This window comes from Akkermansia sp. RCC_12PD (genome assembly GCF_036417355.1).
In the GTDB taxonomy this organism is placed as follows: domain Bacteria; phylum Verrucomicrobiota; class Verrucomicrobiia; order Verrucomicrobiales; family Akkermansiaceae; genus Akkermansia.
In genome coordinates, this window is sequence record NZ_CP143889.1 from 1,361,199 (window position 1) to 1,381,260 (window position 20,062).

Here is a 20,062-nt window from a genome sequence, read left to right on the forward strand (position 1 = left end):
TTACAGGTATTCCGGGCGCTGGAGCAGTTCCGCCACCCGCTTGAGCACGCGGCCGATGTCGGCGCCGTCCACCACGCGGTGGTCTCCTGTAGCCACGATGTTGGCTTTGGAAATGGGAATGAACGCTTCCACTTCATCGCTCCATACCGGGGTCTTGGTCACGGCGCCTACGCCCAGAATGATGGATTCGCTGGGCATGGGCATGGGAGCGGCGAAGGTTAGGCCGAAGCCGCCGAAGTTGGTGACAGTGGCGATGCCCCCCGTGCTGTCTTCCGGGGCCAGCCTTCTGCGGCGCGCCTGGGCGATCAGGCGGTTGTAGTCCTCCAGCAGTTCTTCCATTGTCCGTTCATTCACACGGCGCAGTACGGGAACCATGACGCCGTCCGCCACCTGAACGGCGATGCCGATGTCAATGGTGCGAGGGGAAAGGATGTTTTCCCCCACCAGATAGCCCGCACATTCCGGGTTTTCCGCCAGGGCCAAAGCCAGGGCGCGCGCAAAGTAAAGGGTGATGCCGGGCCGGTGCGGGGAGTGCTGCCTGTGTTTGATCAGGGGATCCATGAACACGGGACGCCCGGCGGAGGCCAGAGGACGCGTCCAGCTGCGGCGCATGGCGTCCGCCACGGCCAAGCGCATGGAGGATGCCTTGCGGCGCGGCCACTGGCTGACGTATTCCAGGAATTCCTCCAGATCATCAATGGTGACGCGGCCGCCGGATCCGGAACCGGAGATGAAGGCTATGTCGGACGCCCTCATGCCGAGTTCATCCATGCGGGCTTTCATGCGGGGGGACATGTAGTGGGCGCCTTTCATGCCGGCGGGAACGGGCAATCCGCGCACGCTGGGCTGTACCTTCAGGTCTGCGTCGTGTTCCTGATAGGAGTCTCCCGTTATGCCGAAGTGGACACCGGCAGGCTTGTCCGTCGCGGCGGGGGCGGCAGGGGAGGAATGGGGGACGGATTCCGGGCTGGCGGGCAGGGAGGGCTGGTTGTCTTCCCCCGCCGGGGTGGCCCCGGAACGTTCTATTTCCTCGTCCGTGGCCTCAATCATCGCCATGCAGGCGCCGACCACGACGGAGTCCCCCTCCTTGATGAACATGTCGCTGAGGATGCCGCCGCACATGGTGGTGACGCCCATCGTGGCCTTGTTGGTCTCTACCTCAAAGATTTCCTGGTCGGCTTCTACGGTGTCCCCCGGAGCCGCCAGCAGGCGGAGCACGGTGGCCTCCGCAATGGAGTCCCCGAGCTGGGGCATGAGAATGGGTACTTTAGGCATGGTTGGAAACTGGGTTGAATCAAATGGATAAAAGATGGCGGATGGACGCGGCGATGGATTCCAGAGTGGGACGGTGAGCTTTCCACAGGTTGGGATGCTGGGGGATGGGCGTGTCTTTGGCGTTGAGCCGCTGGGGAGGCGCGTCAAGCAGGTGGAAGCCTTCCGCCACGATGCGGGAGACTATTTCCGCCGTGACTCCGCCCCACGGAAAGTCTTCCCCGACTACCAGCACGCGGCCCGTGCGCGCCACGGAGGCGATGACGGTGTCCATGTCCAGCGGACGCACGGTGCGCATGTCCACCACTTCCACTTCATAACCGCTTTCCCGCGCCAGAAGGTCCGCCGCACGGACGGCTTCATGCACCATGGCGCTGTACGCCACTACTGTGGCGTGTTTTCCGGTGCGGGCGATGCGCGCCATGCCGAAGGGGACGACGGGTGCTTCCTTGTAGTTGTCTTCCGCCTTTAACCAGCGGTACAGGAATTTGTGTTCCAGGAAGATGACCGGATCAGGGATTTCCACGGCCTGGCGAAGCATCCAGTAGGCGTCCGCCACCGTGGCCGGCGTCATGACATGCAGACCGGGATAATGGGCGAACAGGGCTTCCATGCTCTGGCTGTGGAAGGGGCCCGTGCCGGGCGTTCCGCCGCAGGGGAGACGCACTGTAATATTGGCCGGAATGCCCGTACGGTAGTAGTGGGTGGCGGCCATGTTGACAATCTGGTTGAAAGCAATCGTGCTGAAGTCCGCAAACTGGACTTCCATGATGGGCTTTTTGCCCATGACGGCCGCGCCGGTGACCATGCCCGCCATGGCGTCCTCACTGATGGGGGCGTCTATCACGCGGTCCGGGAACAGATCCTTCAGGCCCTTGGTGGCCTTGAATGCGCCGCCGAAAACGCCTATGTCCTGCCCGTACAGGAAGACGTCCTTGTCTTCCGTCAGCAGGTCTTTCTGGGCGTCGTGAATGGCATCAATGTATGTTACGCTCATGGGAATGTTCCGTTTGCGGTCTTAATAAGGTCTCCAGACAGTGGCGTTCCAGTCTTCCCGGAAGGGGTCCGGCTCCGGTTCCCGCTGTGCCGTGGCTACGGCAAGCTGCACTTCGTCCGCATACTGCCGTTTCAGGTCCGCCGCTTCTTCCGGAGTAAGCCATCCGGCTTCCAGAAGCTGGCGCTCCGCGACGGATACGGGGTCCTTTTTTTCATATTCCTCCTTCAGTTCCTTAGGGATGTAAGAGGCGTCGTCATGTTCCCCGTGGCCGCACATGCGCAGGGTTTTGGCCAGCACCCACTGGGGGCCATCTCCGATGCGCGCGCTGCCTACGGCTTTCCGGAACGTTTCCAGAAGGGCCATGAAGTCAGTGCCGTCCACTTCATGAACGGCGAATCCGTAGCCGCGGCCCCTGTCCGCCAGGGAGGCAGTGCCGAATTCGCGGACATTGGGCGTGGAATAGGCGAATTGGTTATTCGTCACGACCAGCACCAGGGGAAGCTGTTCCACCTTGGCCATGTTGGCCGCTTCATGAAAGGCTCCCGTGGAAGTGGTGCCGTCCCCGCAGAAAACCATGCCTACGGGGCCCGGAAGCTTGCCGTCCAGCCGTTTGGCGAAAAGGCAGCCGTTGACAAAAGCCACGGAGCTGCCCAGATGGCTGATGGGGGCCATGTAGCCTTCAGCCGGAAGGCCGCGGTGAACGTTGCCGTCCCTCCCCTTCATGTATCCCAGGGCGGACCCCAGGTAGGCGCGTGCCGCCTCAATGATAGGTTCCCCCCATGCGACGCGGGCGGCCTGTTCGCGGATGAAGGGCGCAATTACGTCGTAGCCGGCGGTAAGAAAAACGCCGCCGCAGGCGGCAATGGCCTCATGGCCCCTGCCCAGATAAACGCCGCCCGTGATTTTTCCGGCTTTATAAAGGCTGGAAATTTTGGTGTCGAAGGCGCGCGCCAGAAGAATGGCTTGATAGGCCTTGAGGGCGCTTGCCTGCAAATCCGGTAATGTAGTGTCGCCATGTGCCACGTCCTTATTTTATATGCTGCATGCGGAAATGCAATGTCATTTCATCATACGCCGGGCCTCCCGGCCTTCCGGTCGGCCGGAGGGCCGGTCCGGAAGGTTCGCAGGGGTCAGTTTCTGCCCCTGGCGTTCATGAAAATGAACACGTAGTACAGCAGCATGGCCAGGGAGGAAAGAGCCCCCACCACATAGGTCATGGCCGCCCAGAAGAGGGCGCTTTTGGCCTTGCCATGGTCAAAATAGTTCATCAGGTGTGAGCGGTCCAGCCATTTCAGAGCTCTGGCGGAAGCGTCAAATTCCACCGGTAGCGTGATGAAAGCAAATATCGTAGTGACGGCGAACAGGCCGATGCCCAGCCCCAATACCCAGGGGGAACCGCCCATCGCCAGCAGGACAATGCCGATCATCAGCACGATTCCGACCAGGTTGGAGGATAGCTGCACCACGGGCACCAGCGCGGAGCGCAGTCCCAGCCAGTGGTAGGCCTGGGCGTGCTGGACGGCATGCCCCACTTCATGGGCCGCCACGGCCGCTGCCGCGATGCTGTTGGAGTTGTAAACGGATTCGCTCAAATTGACGGTCTTGTCCGCCGGATTGTAGTGGTCCGTCAGATGGCCTGGGGTGGACGTCACCTTGACGTCCGTGATGTGGTTGTCTTTCAGCATTTGCTCAGCCACTTCCCGTCCCGTCATCGGGATGGGAATCTGGGAGTATTCGCTGAAACGGCTTTTCATCCGCGCGCTGACCAGCCAGCTGAGCAGCATGGAGCCCAGCAGGATGATCCAATAAATGGTATAGGAATGCTGCGGAGCGGATTCCGCGTTTTGCACGTAATAGGAAAGGATATTTACGTTGAAGAATTCAATCATTGCAGTTTTGACTTTATATCATCTGGTTTCATTGACTCCAGCGAGCGGCGTGTCAGTGTACGGCCCGTTTGTCATCAAGGGTTCATGCCCCTGGGGAAGGATCAGTCGTCAATTTTTTTGGAAAGTAGCCTGCCGTCCGGGGTATAATACAGTTCCAGCTTTCGGACGGCGGCGCTTTCCGAACGGCAGTCGACGCGGTATTTTACGGTTCCCCGTACGGTGATTTGTTTGGCGCTGCGCAGGGCGTATCCCGGAAAGTCCTTAGCGACCGCCGCCGTGACCGGAGCAGGAAGGCTCTGGAGGGGAACATCCGCCTTGATGAGGAAGACGGTGCCGTCTGCGGAGAGTTTCATCTCGTATTCCAGGCCGTTGATGTGGAATTCCGCTTCATAGACGTCTTCGTCATGGTCAAAGTCCCATTCGATGACGCCGGCGTTCGGAAACTGGTTCTGCACTTGGGCTTTGACGGGGGCGGGCACATTGGAGGCCGGGATGTCTGCAAAACCGGATGCGATGAATGCGGCACAGAGAACTGGTAAAAGAATTCCGGAAATGTTCATAACATATGCAATAATTGTATTCATTAAAAAAACAAGATTTTTTTCAGGCTTCCGTGTGACAGTTGCGTCACGCATTACCCTCAGAAAAATGAGGCGGATTTGATTGGAAGGGGGTGTCTCCGGGAATTTTCCCCCATCCACAGGAACAGTTTCCGTTTTACGAGCGTACGTGTGCGTATGGCGGGGTTTGTTATCGCCAGGGGACTGTTCGTGAGGTTGAATGACAACATGCAACAGGGTATCGTCTATTTGCTTGGAGCGGGTCCGGGAGACCCCGGTCTGATTACGGTCCGCGGCCGGGAGCTGGTGGAAACGGCGGAAGTGCTGGTGTACGACGCGCTGAGTTCCGCAGAGATGCTGAATTGGGCGCCCGTTTTCTGTGAAAGGATTTTTGTAGGCAAAAGAGCTTCCCGGCATGCGCTGCCGCAGGAGGAAATCAATGCCCTGCTGGTCAAGCTGGCCCGCAATGGGAAAAAAGTGGTGCGGCTGAAAGGGGGAGACCCGTATGTGTTCGGCCGGGGGGGAGAGGAGGCGGAAGCCCTGAATGCTGCCGGCGTTGCTTTTGAAGTTGTACCGGGCATCACTTCCGCCATTGCGGGTCCCGCCTATGCGGGCATTCCGGTGACGCACCGCAGGCATTGCACGCAGTTTACCGTGTTTACGGGCCATGAAGACGTGAACAAGAAGGAGTCTTCCTTGGACTTGAAGGGAATCGCAGAGGCTCAGGGGACGAAGGTCATGCTGATGGGCATGCAGAAGCTGGAGGAAATATGCAAGGCCCTGATCGGTTATGGACAGACCCCTTCTACGCCTGCCGCCGCCATTCAATGGGCCACGACGGGGAGACAGCGCACCGTGGCGGGTACGGTGGAGACACTGCCCGGAAAAGTGTTGAAGGCCGGGCTGGGCGCTCCGTCCGTGGTCGTGATCGGGGACGTTGTGGAGGAACGCGTCCATCTGGATTGGTTTGAACGCCTTCCCTTGTTCGGAAAGCGCATCGTGGTGACCCGCACGCGGGCGCAGGCGGGGGAATTGAGTTCCCGGCTGCGCCGCCTGGGTGCGGAAGTGCTGGAAATGCCCACCATCCGAATCGCCCCCCCTACGGACAAGCGGGAATTTGCGGAAGCCGTAGTGCATGCCCATACCTATGACTGGCTTGTTTTTTCCAGTCCCAACGGCGTGGAACGCTTCTTCCAGGCATTTTTTGCCGTATACAAGGACATCCGGAGCATCGGGGGCGCCAGGATCGCCGCCATCGGGCCGGGGACGGAAGCCAAGCTCCGGGAATACGGGCTGGCTGTGGATATCATGCCTAAGAAGTACGTGGCGGAAGGGCTGGTCAAGGCATTCAAGGACGCCCGGGAGGAGATAGGCACCATTGAACACAGCACGTTTCTGTGGGTACGCGGGGAAGACGCCCGCCGCGTTATCTACGACGGCCTGATGTCCATGGGAGCCATTGTGGACGAATGCGTAGCTTATAAAACGGAACCGGAGACGGATGATGTGGCCGGAGCCCAGGCTGTCTTCCGGGAGACGGGGGCGGACATCGTGACGTTCACCAGCTCCTCCACGGCGGAGAATTTCTTCAAGCTCGGACTGCCCTGGCCGGCCGGGTGCAAGGCGGCCAGCATCGGCCCCGTGACTACGGATACTTTAAAGGAACTGGGACATCCCCCTGCCATCAAGGCCAGGGAGCATGATATCAACGGCCTGGTGGAAGCCATCCTCAAGGCCTGCGGCAAGTAACGGGGAGAAGGCCGTGGCTCCGCGTGCCTTCTGGCGCATGGTTCCGTCTTGGGACGCCGATGTGTCAGAAGCCCTTGACGGCTTCCCAACTGACGACTTTTCCGTTTTCAAACAGGACGTTGTATGAAATGGGAGGCCTGCCTCCCAGCGGCATGGTTACGCCGACTCCGGTACCGACGCCGGAGTCCCTGCCGCGGAATCCGCCCCCGCCCAGCCCCAGGGACCAGCCTGTGCCGCTACGCGTGTAAATCCAACGTTCCGTATTTTTGCCGTTGCTCCACCCCGCCATTTTCTGTTCCGGTTCCCCCCAGGCCAGAAGGACGGCCTCCGGACTCATTCCTTTTTCCAGTTCTCCCCGTGCTACTTTGACTTGCTGTTCCTTTGGCAGTTGCTGGTAAACCGGCATGTTTTTGGCGATGCGGTCGGACGGCGTAGGGGAACAGGCCGCCAGCAGGGCGATGCAGGCCGGAAACAGAACGGGAAAAAGGCTTCTTTTCATCATCCGGTTTCATAGCATGCGGCTGCGCGGCTGGCAAGGGAACAGCGAGGCTGTACCGTGTGAGAAATAGCGGAAATGCCCTTAATCCTGACATAAAGGGGCACTTTTTCCGTAGATACATAATTGGTGATTGACAAGGATGGGGGGTAGGGGAGTAGGAATTCACCTCCAGATGCAACGCGCCGCCAGGAGCGGTTTTTGACGTGCACGTATTTTCCACTATTTTCATCTTTCCGAGCCTTTCATATGTCCAAAACCTTAATTATAGCAGAAAAGCCGAGCGTAGCCACTGATTTGGCGAGAGTTCTCGGCAAAGAGCTTGGAAAATTCACCCGTGACAAGTCCGGTTCCTTTTACCAGAACGACAAAGCCATCATCACCTCCGCCGTAGGCCATCTTCTGGAGCAGAAGAAGCCCATGACGGAGGGCGGCAAGTCGCTTCCCTGGAAGTTCGATTATCTGCCCGTCATTCCCAAGTCCTTTGAACTGGAGCCCATCAAGCAGTCCGAAGACCGTTTGAAAAAGGTTCTTCAGCTTGCCAAGAGCAAGGATGTGACGGAAATCGTCAACGCATGCGATGCCGGCCGCGAAGGGGAATTGATTTTTCACAACCTGGTGCGGTACGGAAAGTGGACAAAGCCCGCGCGCCGCCTCTGGATGCAGTCCATGACGGACGAGGCCATTTTGAACGCCTGGCACAGCATGCGCAGCGAGGCAGACATGCAGCCGCTGACCAACGCCGCCGTCTGCCGTTCCGAGTCCGACTGGCTGATAGGCCTGAACAGCACCCGCGCCCTGACCATTCTTCAATCCCGCGGAGGGTTCAGCGTAACGCCCGCCGGACGCGTCCAAACGCCGACGCTCGCCATCCTGACGCAGCGCGAACTGGAGATCCAGGCGTTTGAACCGGAACCCTATTCCGAGGTGTGGGCGGATTTCGGCGTTCAATCCGGAGTTTATTCCGGCCGCTGGATTGACCGTGACTGGAAGAAGAACGACAATCCCCATTCCCGTGCGGAGCGCATCTGGGATTCGGCGCTGGCCACCGTCATCCGCGACCGCTGCCGGGGCAAGTCCGGTACGGTAACGGAAGAAAAAAAGCCCGTCACGACGATTGCCCCTCTGCTGTACGATTTGACTTCCCTCCAGAGGGAGGCCGCCAACCGTTACGGCTTTTCCGCCAAAAGGACGCTCCAGCTGGCCCAGGAGTGCTATGAAAAGCACAAAGTGCTGACTTATCCCCGTACGGATTCCCGCTACCTGCCGGAAGATTATCTGGGCAAGGTGTACGGCATTGTCGGCGCCGTGGCTGAGGAGAATGCGGAGTTCGCCCCCTTTGCCAGAGACATTCTGGATAACAAGCGGGTGAAGCCCAACAGACGCGTGTTCGACACCAAGAAGGTAAGCGACCACTTCGCCATTATTCCGACGGGCAAGATCGAAAAACTGAGCGGCGACGTGCAGAAGCTTTTTGAAATGGTCATGGCGCGTTTCCTGGCCGTTTTCTTCCCTCCCGCTGTTTTTGAAGATACCAGACGAACCACTCTTATCGACCATCGGGACGGCGTCACGGACGCCTTCCTGACCACGGGGCGCGTGCTCGTGGAACCCGGCTGGCAGGCCGTGTACGGCCGCAAGACCGGCAGCTCCTCCAAGGAGGAACTGGTGCCGGTGCAGGACGGCGAACAGGCTGCCGTGCGCGAAATCGAGATACGCAACGCCATGACCAAGCCCCCGGCCCGCTATAATGAAGCCACCTTGCTGGCCGCCATGGAAGGTGCCGGAAAACTGGTGCATGACGAAGAATTGGCTGCCGCCATGAGCGAACGCGGCCTGGGTACGCCCGCCACCCGCGCCTCTATCATTGAAGGTCTGATTTCCCAGGAATACATTGCCCGCGACGGCAGGGACCTGCTGGCAACGCGGCGCGGCATTGAATTGATCGCCCTGCTGGAACGCATCGGTCTGAAAACTCTGACATCCCCCAGCCTGACCGGAGAATGGGAATACAAGCTCAAGCAGATGGAGCAGGCGTCCCTGGGCCGGGAATCCTTCATGGACGGCATCAAGAAGCTAACCGGGGAGATTGTGAAGCGCGTCCATGACTTCCAGGAAGCCCAGCAGCAGGTGGAACTGCCGGAAATCGACCTGGATTGCCCGTGTTGCCATGTCCACGGTCTGAAGAATACGCTGGATGCAGTTTCCTGCCGTTCCTGCAAGTTCAGCATCCGCAAGGTGATTTCCGGCCGCGAAATGGCGGATGAAGAGTTGAAGACCCTGATTGTGGACGGCAAGACGGGGATTCTGCAAGGATTTACATCCCGCTTCGGCAAGCCCTTTGAGGCAGGTTTGGAACTTAACGACAAGTGCCGCGCCGCCTTGTACTTCCCCGCCAGGGAGGAGGACGAGTCGACGGTTAATGAAGAAGCCGTGAAGGCCGCCAGCGTCACCGTTCCCGGTATGGGAGAGCACGACGTGATGGAAACCGCCAAGGCATGGAAACTGCCTACCCTGACAGTAGGGAAGGAACATACTCCCGTTTCCGTGGCCCGCACCATCCTGGGCCGTGAAATTCCCCTGGACCAGGTGTTGAAGATCCTTTCGGAGGGCAAATCGGATTTGATGAAGGGATTCATTTCCCAGCGCACCAAGCGTCCGTTTGACGCCTATCTTGTGTTCAATGCCAAGTTGGGCAAGATCGGCTTTGAATTCCCGCCCCGGGAAAAGAAGTTCCCTGCCAGGAAAACGGGAGCCTCCGGGAAGAATGCCAAAGAGGGAAAGGCGAAGGAAAGCAAACCGAAGTCGAAATAGGGAATTTTCCCTGTAGAGGCATGGATTGCGGATTTCCCCTGCCGCACAAAGGATAATCGGCAATGCTGAGAGGAGAAGCATCCTTCTGCCGGATGCGGCTGCTTTCTAACGGCGGATTTTCCGGCAGCAGCGATTCCAACCATCTTTTTGCCGGGGGCGTGAAGGGTTCCGCTTGGCCTGCGGCGGAGGGATGGGTGGAAAAAGCTTTTTCCCCTTCTTCCTTGTGCTAGTCTGGAACTGCAACCCGTTTTCCCTGTGATGAAACATGCATTAATCCTTATGTTGGCGTGGTGCGGCATATGCTGCAGCCTGGCGGAAGATTATCCTTTCCCGGGAGAACGGGAATGGGTCTCCAAGTTAGGAGACGTGGTGAAGGGAACTTTTCAGTCCTGTACAGGAACCAAAGTGGCGGTCAAGGTGGGCCGCAAGCGTGTGGAGATTCCCTTGAACCGCCTGGATGAGGAGGATGCCGCGCTGGTCCGTTCCCTGACGGGAACAACAGCCCGGCGGGATATCAAGCTGGCGGAAACGTTCTGGCCGTATATCATGAAAGAGCTTGAAAAGGTTACCTGGATTCCGGTGGAAAGGGACATATCCCCGAGATTCAGCGGGGCCGCCCGGAAAGCCGCCACCAAGACCGTAGCGGGAATGAGGAAGGTGGACGGTTTTTCCTGCACGACTTCCCTTACTTCCATCAGAGGGAATCCCTTCCTGATACGGGAATATTACCGTCCGCAAGTCCGTCCTGCGAGTGGAGGGGGTCCGAAAAATTTCGATATGATTCTGGAGAATGGAGAAGTTTACGCCTGCTACGATACGGGAAAGGGGTTGCTGGCGCCGGAAAAACACCTCCTTGAGGCGCGGACGGAAATGCGCGGTCCGGTATCCTCTCTTCTGCCGGCGGGGGAGAAGATTGCCGCCCGTGAATCAAAAACTTTCAGCAATGCTGATTATTCCCTGAGTATGGCAAAGAATTCCGTCAAGGGCGGCTACGAGACATGCAAACCCAATTTCCTGACCCGGAAGATTCTGTCTTTCCAATGGAATGCGGAGGGGAAAATGGTCTGCGGCGTCATGAAGCTGGAATACGACAATGCCCGGGTGGCCGTTCTGTTTGATGCGGAAAAGAAGCTCATGAACGCTCCGGGCCTGGGGTACGCCGTGATGATTTCCCGCATGAACAAGAAGAGCCGGGACCCCAAGGTAAAGGATGAGCATTATTACCATGTGGGTCTGGCTGCGGACGGGCTGCCCGTTTACCACCATGAAGGGCCGGAGAACGAGGCTGGAATGGACCCGTTGCGGTACGGGGAGCTCCGGGAGTCAGAGAAGAAGGTCATAGCTGAAAAGGAGAAGGAACGGGAAAGGGCGTTTCGGGCCAAATTGGAAGCACGGCAGCGTCTGGTGGAGTCCGCCAGGAAGAGGAACGGATAAGAGGATGTTTTTCCGGGAAGATTATTCCTCGGGAAAATAATCCGGATGGATGGAATAGTTGCCGGGAGCGTCCAGCGTTTCAATGAGGGCCATGTCCTCTCCGTCCAGAGAAAAGTCAAAAACGTCCAGATTGGCACGGATTCTGTTCTTGTGCGCGGATTTGGGCAGAGGCACGATGCCGCGTTGCAGCACCCAGCGGATGCAAATCTGGGCGACGGATTTGCCGTGCTTGTCCGCGATGCGGCGCAGAATCGGTTCCTCCAGCGCGCCTCCCCTGGCCAGAGGCCCCCATGATTCCACGAGGATGCCGTTTTCCCGGCAGAAGGCGGCCGTGGCTGTCTGGTGGTACCGGGGATTGATTTCAAGCTGGTTGACCATGGGCATAACCTCGGCCCGGTCCATCAGGGCCTCCAGATGGTGGGGGAGGAAGTTGCTTACGCCGATGGCCTTGATCCGTCCGTCCCGGTAGAGTTGTTCCATGGCTTTCCAGGTTTCCCGGTTGAGCTGCCGGTAGTCGTCCGCATGCCCGGCGGGCACGGGCCAGTGGATCAGGTACAAGTCCAGGTAGTCCATTTGAAGAAGCTGCATGGAGGCGTCAAATGCCCTCAGGGTGCTGTCGTATCCCTGGTCCGTGTTCCAGATTTTGCTGGTGATGAATATTTCTTCCCGCGGCAGGGCGCTTTCACGCACGGCGCGGCCCACCGTGTCTTCATTGCCGTACAGGCTGGCCGTGTCTATCAGGCGGTAGCCCGCTTCCAGCGCGTCCAGGATGCAGCGGACCCCGGCCTCGTCGTCAGGGGACAGGTACGTTCCGTAACCGATGCCGGGCATCGGCAGCCCGTTGTTCAGACGGTGCGTATCTCCGGGAGAAGTGATGGTGCTCATGCTTTCCATGAAGCACCCTTTGCCGGGGCGCGTAAAGAGGCCTTATTGTCATGAAAGCGGCATGCAGGAGCCGCATCGCAAACGGGTGGAGAGGCTACTTCCCGGCCTGGAGGCAGCGGTAATAGTAGTCCACGCGGGAGATGAACCAGCTCCATTTATAACCGGGACGCCCGTTGGTCATCAGAGGGGCGGGGCAGTTTTTTCCGGACCAGTAGTTATGGGGGACTACGTTGCGCAGGGGAACTCCGTACCGTTGCATGAGCAGGGCGGTCAGCTTGGCCGTCTTGTTGTAGATGATGGCGGGGTTATGGGTGGTGCATTCGCACATTTCAATGGCTACGGAGTATTTGTCTCCCGGACCGGAATGGTCCGCGTGATGGCCTGTTTCCGTCGTGGGAATGTGCTGGTAGGCTCCGAACTGGTCGACCGTGAAGTGCCAGTTCAAACTGCGGGATTTGCCGCTGTTCAGATAGCGGGAATGGGCGTTGGCGTCCCCCTTGGGGTTGGCCGTGCTGTGGATGGTGATGAAGCGGGGGGTCATGGAGGAAGCCCGCTTCCGGGCATAAGTGCTTTTGGGCATGTAAGATACGCGGATACCTACTTCCCGGCTCATCTGGTTCATGGAGCGCGGCACGACCGGGGCGTTTTGCGGTTTGAAGGAGATGGCAGGCGGCCTCATTTTGTCGTTCTGGGAACAGCCGGCGAATGTCAGGGCCGCAAACACGGCAAGAAGGCCCGTCCAAAAAGATCTGTATTCCATGTGCCTGTTCTAGAAACAGGCCGGAGCGATTGCAAGCAGAATTTGGAATTAGTTTACTCAAACTAAGTTGCCGTGTCATGCCTGCCTTGAAACGGGGAGGGCCATGCGTGCGTGCACAGCCCGCGCTTCCGGGAAGAGGCGCACGGACTGTCTGCACGAATTCCGTACCGGATTTCCCGGTATGGAATGGTTATTTAAGGATTTGCGTAAGCACGTATTGCAGGATGCCTCCGGCCAAGTAGTATTCCTTTTCAATGGGGGTGTCAATGCGGACGACTACGGGAATGTCAAAGGCCGGAGCGTCTGCGGGCTGCACGCGCAGGGTGACCTGCTGGCGCGGGGCAATGCCGTTGTTCAGGCCGAGAATGGAGAAAGTGACATCCTTCAACGGAGCGATGCGGTCGTAATCCTCCTTGTTGGCGAAGTTGAGCGGCAGTACGCCCATGCCGATGAGATTGGAACGGTGGATGCGTTCAAAGCTCTTGGTTACCACGGCTTTCACGCCCAGCAGGTTCGTTCCCTTGGCCGCCCAGTCCCGGGAGGAGCCCATGCCGTAGTCTTCCCCGCCGATGACGATCAGGGGGGTGTTATCACGGGCATAGGCCATGGCGGCATCGTAAATGAAGGCGGGGGAGCCCGCGGAGGCGGGGATGTTCTTGTCCGGGGCCGGGATTTCCCTGTTCCCGAAGTACAGCGTGTAGCCGCCTTCCGTTCCGTCCACCATCAGGTTCTTGATGCGGACGTTGGCAAAGGTGCCGCGGGTCATGACGCGGTCGTTGCCGCGGCGGGAGCCGAAGGAGTTGAAGTCGTTCCGGGAGACGCCCATGAATTGCAGGTATAGACCGGCGGGACCCGTTTCCCGGATGGCTCCGGCGGGGGAGATGTGGTCCGTGGTTACGGAGTCGCCAAAGATGCCCAGGGGCCGGGCGTCTGTAATGTCCGCCAGCGTGCGGGTCTGTCCGTTGAAGCCGCAGAAGAAGGGCGGGTTCTGGATGTAGGTGGAGTTTTCATTCCACTGGAAGACGGAACCGGAGGGGGCGTGGACGGCGGCCCACCGCGGGTTCTTGTCCGGCGTGATGGTGTAAAGCTCCCGGTAGGCCTCCGGGTTGCGGGATTTGGCGACGGCTTCCGCAATTTCCGCGGAGCTGGGCCAGATGTCCTTCAGGAATACCGGCTTGCCGTTTTTGTCCGTACCCAGGGGTTCCTTCTGGAAGTCAATGTCCACGCGGCCCGCCAGCGCGAAAGCGACGACCAGAGGCGGCGACATCAGGAAGTTGGTTTTGATGGAGGCATGGATGCGCGCCTCAAAGTTGCGGTTGCCGGACAGCACGGAGGCGCCGATGATGTTGTTTTCCTTCACGGCCTGTTCCAGTTCCGGGTTCAGGGGGCCGGAGTTGCCGATGCAGGTGGTGCAGCCGTAGCCGACGGTTTCAAAGCCGAGGGCGTCCAGGGAGGCCTGGAGTCCGTTCGCGGCGAAGTAGTCGGAAGCGATGCGGGAACCCGGAGCGATGGATGTTTTTACGTGGGAGGGGACCGTAAGCCCCAGTTTCACGGCTTTTTGGGCCAAAAGCCCGGCGGCCAGCATCAGGCCGGGGTTGGAGGTATTGGTGCAGGAGGTGATGGCGGCAATGAGGATGCTGCCATCCTTCAGCTCGGCTTCCTGACTGAAGCCTTCCACCGGAACGGGAACGCCCGCGGGGGAGTGCATGGTCACTTTTACGGAGGGGGATTCCGTTTTTCCGTAACCGCCTTCCGTAATGGGTGCGCTGACCATGCTGCGGAAGCTGTCCCTGATGGAGTCCAGACGGATGTGGTCCTGCGGACGTTTGGGGCCGGAAACGGCGGGCTGGATCGTGGAAAGATCCAGCTCCAGCTGGTCCGTGTAGTCCAGCTCTCCATTGCGGGGCATGCCCCAGAGGTTCTGTGTCTTGAAATAGTTTTCGTATGTGGCGATGGATTCCTCGCTTCTGCCGGTCTGGCGCAGGTAGTCGGAGCATTGTTCGTCCATCGGGAAGAAGCCCATGGTGGCGCCGTATTCCGGGGCCATGTTCGCCACGGTGGCGCGGTCCGCCAGCGGCAGGGCCGCGGCGCCTTCTCCGAAGAACTCCACAAATTTGCCCACCACGCCGTGCTGGCGCAGCATTTTGGTAACATGCAGGGCCAGGTCTGTGGCCGTGACTCCCTCCCGGAGCTTTCCAGTCATGTGAACGCCCACGACTTCCGGCACCAGAAAAGTGACGGGCTGGCCCAGCATGCCGGCTTCCGCCTCAATACCGCCCACGCCCCAGCCTACCACGCCGATACCGTTGATCATCGTGGTATGGGAGTCCGTACCCACGAGAGTGTCCGGGAAATAAACGCCGTCCTTTTCCATGACGCCCGGCGTCAGATATTCCAGGTTCACCTGGTGGACGATGCCCACGGAGGGGGGAACCACGGAAAAGGTCTGAAAAGCCTGCTGGCCCCATTTGAGAAATTCATAACGTTCCGCATTGCGCTGGAATTCAATGTCCAGGTTTTTTTCCAGAGCGTCCGTGCGGCCCGCCCAGTCCACCTGCACGGAATGGTCCACGACCAGGTCCACGGGCACCAGCGGTTCAATAACGGAGGCGTCTTTTCCAAGTCCGGCCACAGCGGAGCGCATGGCGGCCAGGTCCACCAGAAGGGGAACGCCGGTCAGGTCCTGGAGAACGATGCGGGCTACGGTGAACGGGATTTCATAGGAACCGGGATTTTTCGCGTTCCAGGAGGCCAGATTGTCCACATCCTTTTCCGTCACTTTTAATCCGTCGCAATTGCGGAGCAGGGATTCCAGCACGATCCGGATGGAAACGGGCAGGCGGTTGAGGCGCGGGTAGCCGCTTTCCGCCAGGGCGGGCAATGAATAAAACTGTCCCGGGGTTCCGGCTCCCGTGGTGAACGTGCTTTTGGCGATCTGGGTCATGTGCTGAATAGCGGTTAACAATAAACAGACGGCTGCCCTGCTGGCAGTCGCGGGTACTATACAGGTCAAAGACAATAAGGCAAGGATTCTGTGCGGCGAAAGAAGGATTTTCCTGTTCACGGAGGGGAAGATGCCTTTTTTCCAGACCGGCAACGTGCCTGATTCCCGCCGGAGGAAGGTAGCCGCCTGGGGGGAGGACTGACAAATTGCTGGCATACCAAGACGTTATTGCGTTGAACATGGGGGAAAGGATTAATGTCGTAACCGTACTTAACCAATGTTTTCAAGAAATGGATATGGAACATATGTCTCAGCCGGTCAGGCCGAATAACACCCTTGCTATTTGCGCCCTTGTCTTTTCTGTCTTGTGCAGTCTCGTAGGTCTTGTCCTTGGTATTATCGGCATGAGCAAATACCCGAAGAACACCAGTGGAAGGACCATGAGTGTCATTGCCATTATCATCAGCGTACTCATGATGGTGGGAGCTTTCATGCTCCGTGGCCGCTGGTAAGACGGCAGGAAGTGCAGATGAATTTAAGGCTTGCGGAATAAGGGCATTTCGCAGGCTTCCCCAACGCATGAAATTGTTTGCCTTGTATGGGGCGCTCCTTGCCTTGGCGTGCGGCGTGCTCGTGTTTACGGGAGATCCCTCCCGCTCCAGCTGGCTGCCGGAGTGCCCTTTTTACAAAACCACGGGGTGGCTTTGTTATGGCTGCGGTTCCACCCGGGCTCTCCATGCCCTTTTGCACGGGCACTGCGCGGATTCCTTGAAGTACAATATCCTGCTGGTTCCGACCCTGGTGTGGCTGGGAACCCTTTTTTTTATCCGGAACAGGCGCGTGTTTAACCGGACATTGCTGGCAGGAGCAGGGGTGCTTGTGGTGTTTACGGTTGTGCGCAATCTCCCGTGCCTGTAGCGGTGTTGGCAACAGGGAGGTAATGCAGAACGGGGCTTTCCGGTCCGGTCATGGAGAGCAGAGGATAAAAGAAGCTTGCATGCCGGAAAAATGAACTTGCCCTCTCTACGGGGGAATGGGATAGTGCCATAAGCGGCTTCCCATGAAACTTCTGCCTTATTTGCCATTACTGATTCTGCTGTTGGTCCCCGGCACGGTTCATGCTGCTATGGAGGGGGAGCATCTGGAAACCCATACGGAATTCGTAGCCCGCAAAGGGTACCCGGAAAGCATGGAACAATGGTCTGACCGTCATTTGCTGAAAGCAGTGGATGCCAGGGTGCTCCATGTAGTTATTTATCTGGGAAGCCAGCGGGGACGGCTGTACGCAAATGAACAGGTAGTGATGGATTTTCCCGTTTGCACCGGGGACCGGGATCATCCTACCCCCGCAGGAACTTTTACCGTACTGGAGAAGGACAAGGACCATTATTCGGACCTGTACGGTTTGGCAATGCCGTGTTTTATGAGACTCACCAGGGACGGAATCGGGCTGCACGCGGGGCCCGTTTTCCGGACGCCTCAGTCTCACGGTTGCATTCGCATGACGCGGGAGTCCTGTGCAGCTCTATTTAATAAAATCCGCATTGGAACGCCTGTGAGGATTGTGGCAGAATGCGTCATGAAACATTGAAAATAAGTCTGTGATATGTCCAACTCATAAAAGGGAGTTGAATATTATGAATGCAAAGAAAAGCTCGGTAATCATTGGAAGCGCCCTGGCGGGAATGCTGGCGATGGTTTCCTGTTCGGGACCGCCGGAGGAGAATTTGAGAGTAGTTCCACTGACGATGCCCATGGCATCCTACAATCCCAATACGCGGGTTGTGGTAGCCGGCGTGGATTATACGGAAGTGCATGATGAATGGATGAACCCGGATATCATGAAGAAGGCCAGATCCGGCAATACACGTGTGGTGATAAGCCGGAGCGCCCAGAGGGGGCAGCTGATGGTAGGCGATGAAGTTGCCATGGATTTTCCCGTTTGCGTAGGGACTTCTACACACAAGACGCCGCTTGGGCATTTTAACATTACGGAAAAGAAAGTTCACCATGTTTCCAACTTGTATGATGCCTCCATGCCTTATTTCATGCGCCTGACGGATGGCGGAATCGGGATGCATGTGGGGCCCGTCTTCCGGACGCCCCAGTCTCACGGCTGCATCCGCATGACGCGTTCCTCCTGTGTGCCGCTTTTTAAAACCGTCAAGGTCGGAACTCCCGTGAAGATTGTGCCGTAACGGGAAAAAATGGCCGCAGACGACATCTGCTTTTTATTGATGAGGAGGAAGCAATGAGTTCTCCCATTAGAACAGGAGAACGAACTGAATGATCTGCCGGAGGTGCTGGTTTTACTGACAAGCCTTGATTTGGCCGTTTTTCTGGAATCTCACTCTCCATGATTTATTGCGGTATTCCTTATTCTCAGAAAAAGGTCCGGAAAAACTGCGCATACTAATGGAACCGGGAAAGATGGAAAAGACCGGGACTTCCCGCAAGAAGGGGCAGGTTTTCCGTCTGGAAACCTTCTTGCGTTCGCTGAAGTTTTCTTATGAAATAGGGGATATTTGTTCATTGCGGAACCCCGAAGTCAGGAGGGTATTTGTTAATTATTTCCATAATAGATTTATTGCATTAATATAATGAATGACATATGAGAGCATGAAAAAAAGATAAAAGAAGATTTTTTACACAAAATCGACCCGGCTGCCGCTATCAAAATAGGAACGTATGAAGATAATCGGTTTTGTACCGCAAGTCGCATTGCTCCCAACAACCCAAACCCTCCTCCATGCCTTACTGCCGGTTGAACGGTTCCCGAATTCGGCCGGCAGCGGCATGAATGGATTTCCATCATGTACGCACCCGTTGTTTTTGGCGCATGAGAATGATTGTTAAGATTTAGAGTGATGGAAATACGGCATCTGCTTTCACTCTGTAACAATTCCGCCTGCTTTGGCTGTTCTGTGGAGAAAAATACGGCTTGTGGAAGCCGTCCCGTGGGCGACTTTGTCTGCACTGTTGTTCGGAGTGGTGACACGACGCGCGGCAAATGTACCGGCTGGCATGCAACCATAGAACCTTCTCCGTAACCCTGCCGGAAATATGGTTCTGAATGCAGCGGTTGTTATCCCGCGTTCTATTGATCTTTTCCGGAGTTATTTTGCAGGAGGGGAACGTATCTTCCATAACCCTGGGCTTCCATGTCCTGTTCCGGAATGAATTTCAATGAAGCGCTGTTGATGCAGTAGCGCAGGCCGCCGCGTTCTTTGGGACCGTCCGGGAACACGTGGCCCAGGTGGGCATCCCCCGTCCTGCTGCGAACTTCCGTGCGGTTCATGCCGTGTGAAAAGTCCTGTTTTTCCTGAATCAAGCCTTCCTTGATAGGGCGGCTGAAGCTGGGCCATCCGCAGCCGGAATCAAATTTATCCGTGGAAAGGAACAAGGGCTCTCCTGTAGTTATGTCCACGTAGATGCCGGGACGGTCATTGTTGAAATATTCATTCCGGAAGGGGGGTTCCGTTGCGTTTTTCCGGGTGACGGCAAATTGTTCCGAAGTCAGGGACTTCCGCAGTTCTTCATCCGATTTCTTTTGATAAACGGGTTTGGCCTCTTTGGCCTGGCTGGCTTCCCGGAAGCGGAAGGCCGGAATGTGGCAGTAGCCGCCGGGGTTTTTGTTCAGGTAGTCCTGATGGTATTCTTCCGCCCTGGAGAACTGTTTGAGGGGCTGGATTTCAATGGCCAGGGGCTGCTTAAAGTGCTGCTGGAGGCGTTTCAAGGACATTTCTATGACAGGCTTGTCTTTTTCATCCGTGTAGTAAATACCCGTGCGGTACTGTACTCCTGAGTCGTTTCCCTGTCGGTTGACGGAGACGGGATCAATGACGGCATAGTATTGTTCCAGCAGGAAGGGCAGGCTGACTTCGTCCGGATCGTATACCACTTTAACCGTTTCCGCGTGGCCTGTTCCCTTATTGCATACTTCCTCATACGTAGGATTGGCGGTGGAGCCGTTGGCGTAGCCGGCTTCCGTTTTTTTAACTCCGGGAATCAGGGAAAGATATTTTTCCACCCCCCAGAAGCAACCGCCCGCCAGGTAAATTGTCTTCAAATTCTTGTTGTCCATATGATGTTTGCTGTTGTCCGCATGGCCGTTTTCTCCGCAGGAAAGCAGGGAAAGCATGGCCACGGCCGCCAGGATGGCGAATGCCAAGCCAGCCAGGGGCCACGGACCGTGGTAGATACGTTTCATAACCATATTGCTGCGTTTGCCTTCCGGAATGTGTCCGGATATTTTGTGGAAG

General features: G+C 57.5%; 17 protein-coding genes. 7 read left to right on the plus strand and 10 right to left on the minus strand.

The annotated features are described in order from the left end of the window. The 5 genes from V3C20_RS05670 to V3C20_RS05690 form a co-directional block, all read right to left on the minus strand. Positions 1 to 1,275, minus strand: coding sequence for a 2-oxo acid dehydrogenase subunit E2 (locus tag V3C20_RS05670; protein WP_130084200.1), 1,275 nt, complete (start codon positions 1,273 to 1,275; stop codon positions 1 to 3). Between the two features lie 19 nt (positions 1,276 to 1,294). Next, positions 1,295 to 2,269 (minus strand): transketolase C-terminal domain-containing protein, encoded by a 975-nt coding sequence (locus V3C20_RS05675; RefSeq protein WP_130084201.1) that lies wholly within the window; start codon positions 2,267 to 2,269, stop codon positions 1,295 to 1,297. 21 nt (positions 2,270 to 2,290) lie between these two features. Next, on the minus strand, positions 2,291 to 3,292 hold the full coding sequence (locus V3C20_RS05680) for a thiamine pyrophosphate-dependent dehydrogenase E1 component subunit alpha (protein WP_238623830.1): 1,002 nt from the start codon (positions 3,290 to 3,292) through the stop codon (positions 2,291 to 2,293). A gap of 107 nt (positions 3,293 to 3,399) precedes the next feature. Continuing rightward, positions 3,400 to 4,080, minus strand: a complete 681-nt coding sequence (locus tag V3C20_RS05685) for a zinc metallopeptidase (protein WP_130084226.1) — start codon at positions 4,078 to 4,080, stop codon at positions 3,400 to 3,402. A 179-nt stretch (positions 4,081 to 4,259) separates the two neighbouring features. Then, positions 4,260 to 4,718, minus strand: a complete 459-nt coding sequence (locus V3C20_RS05690; protein ID WP_161981373.1) for a PepSY-like domain-containing protein — start codon at positions 4,716 to 4,718, stop codon at positions 4,260 to 4,262. 177 nt (positions 4,719 to 4,895) lie between these two features. Between V3C20_RS05690 and cobA the strand changes: the two genes are divergently transcribed. Next, complete coding sequence (gene cobA, locus V3C20_RS05695; protein ID WP_238623831.1) at positions 4,896 to 6,467, plus strand: uroporphyrinogen-III C-methyltransferase; 1,572 nt, start codon at positions 4,896 to 4,898, stop codon at positions 6,465 to 6,467. Positions 6,468 to 6,531: 64 nt separating this feature from the next. Here cobA and V3C20_RS05700 read toward each other — a convergent pair whose 3' ends face one another. Continuing rightward, positions 6,532 to 6,969, minus strand: coding sequence for a hypothetical protein (locus V3C20_RS05700; RefSeq protein WP_130084203.1), 438 nt, complete (start codon positions 6,967 to 6,969; stop codon positions 6,532 to 6,534). A 243-nt stretch (positions 6,970 to 7,212) separates the two neighbouring features. Here V3C20_RS05700 and V3C20_RS05705 point away from each other — a divergent pair, with 243 nt between their 5' ends. The 3 genes from V3C20_RS05705 to V3C20_RS05715 all read left to right on the plus strand — a co-directional run bounded on the left by V3C20_RS05705 (position 7,213) and on the right by V3C20_RS05715 (position 11,211). Then, positions 7,213 to 9,777, plus strand: coding sequence for a DNA topoisomerase (locus tag V3C20_RS05705; RefSeq protein WP_238623833.1), 2,565 nt, complete (start codon positions 7,213 to 7,215; stop codon positions 9,775 to 9,777). 62 nt (positions 9,778 to 9,839) lie between these two features. Then, positions 9,840 to 10,007: a hypothetical protein gene (locus tag V3C20_RS05710; protein WP_153816397.1), complete on the plus strand. Its 168-nt coding sequence runs from the start codon at positions 9,840 to 9,842 to the stop codon at positions 10,005 to 10,007. Between the two features lie 49 nt (positions 10,008 to 10,056). After that, on the plus strand, positions 10,057 to 11,211 hold the full coding sequence (locus V3C20_RS05715) for a hypothetical protein (RefSeq protein WP_130084204.1): 1,155 nt from the start codon (positions 10,057 to 10,059) through the stop codon (positions 11,209 to 11,211). 21 nt (positions 11,212 to 11,232) lie between these two features. Here V3C20_RS05715 and V3C20_RS05720 read toward each other — a convergent pair whose 3' ends face one another. From V3C20_RS05720 to acnA, 3 genes are all read right to left on the minus strand, one after another. After that, positions 11,233 to 12,096 carry an aldo/keto reductase gene (locus V3C20_RS05720; protein WP_130084205.1) on the minus strand — a complete coding sequence of 288 codons (864 nt, stop codon included), beginning with the start codon at positions 12,094 to 12,096 and terminating at the stop codon, positions 11,233 to 11,235. Between the two features lie 94 nt (positions 12,097 to 12,190). Further along, positions 12,191 to 12,856: an N-acetylmuramoyl-L-alanine amidase gene (locus tag V3C20_RS05725; RefSeq protein ID WP_130084206.1), complete on the minus strand. Its 666-nt coding sequence runs from the start codon at positions 12,854 to 12,856 to the stop codon at positions 12,191 to 12,193. Between the two features lie 190 nt (positions 12,857 to 13,046). Further along, positions 13,047 to 15,800 carry an aconitate hydratase AcnA gene (gene acnA, locus V3C20_RS05730; protein ID WP_130084207.1) on the minus strand — a complete coding sequence of 918 codons (2,754 nt, stop codon included), beginning with the start codon at positions 15,798 to 15,800 and terminating at the stop codon, positions 13,047 to 13,049. Positions 15,801 to 16,379: 579 nt separating this feature from the next. Between acnA and V3C20_RS05735 the strand changes: the two genes are divergently transcribed. The 3 genes from V3C20_RS05735 to V3C20_RS05745 all read left to right on the plus strand — a co-directional run bounded on the left by V3C20_RS05735 (position 16,380) and on the right by V3C20_RS05745 (position 17,998). Then, entirely contained in the window at positions 16,380 to 16,718 is a 339-nt protein-coding gene (locus V3C20_RS05735; protein ID WP_130084208.1) for a DUF2752 domain-containing protein, read from the plus strand. 142 nt (positions 16,719 to 16,860) lie between these two features. Then, complete coding sequence (locus V3C20_RS05740) at positions 16,861 to 17,391, plus strand: L,D-transpeptidase (protein ID WP_202975670.1); 531 nt, start codon at positions 16,861 to 16,863, stop codon at positions 17,389 to 17,391. A 46-nt stretch (positions 17,392 to 17,437) separates the two neighbouring features. Further along, positions 17,438 to 17,998 (plus strand): L,D-transpeptidase, encoded by a 561-nt coding sequence (locus V3C20_RS05745; RefSeq protein WP_202975671.1) that lies wholly within the window; start codon positions 17,438 to 17,440, stop codon positions 17,996 to 17,998. An 899-nt stretch (positions 17,999 to 18,897) separates the two neighbouring features. Here V3C20_RS05745 and msrB read toward each other — a convergent pair. Further along, on the minus strand, positions 18,898 to 20,010 hold the full coding sequence (gene msrB, locus V3C20_RS05750) for a peptide-methionine (R)-S-oxide reductase MsrB (RefSeq protein WP_130084209.1): 1,113 nt from the start codon (positions 20,008 to 20,010) through the stop codon (positions 18,898 to 18,900). Positions 20,011 to 20,062 lie beyond the last annotated feature (52 nt).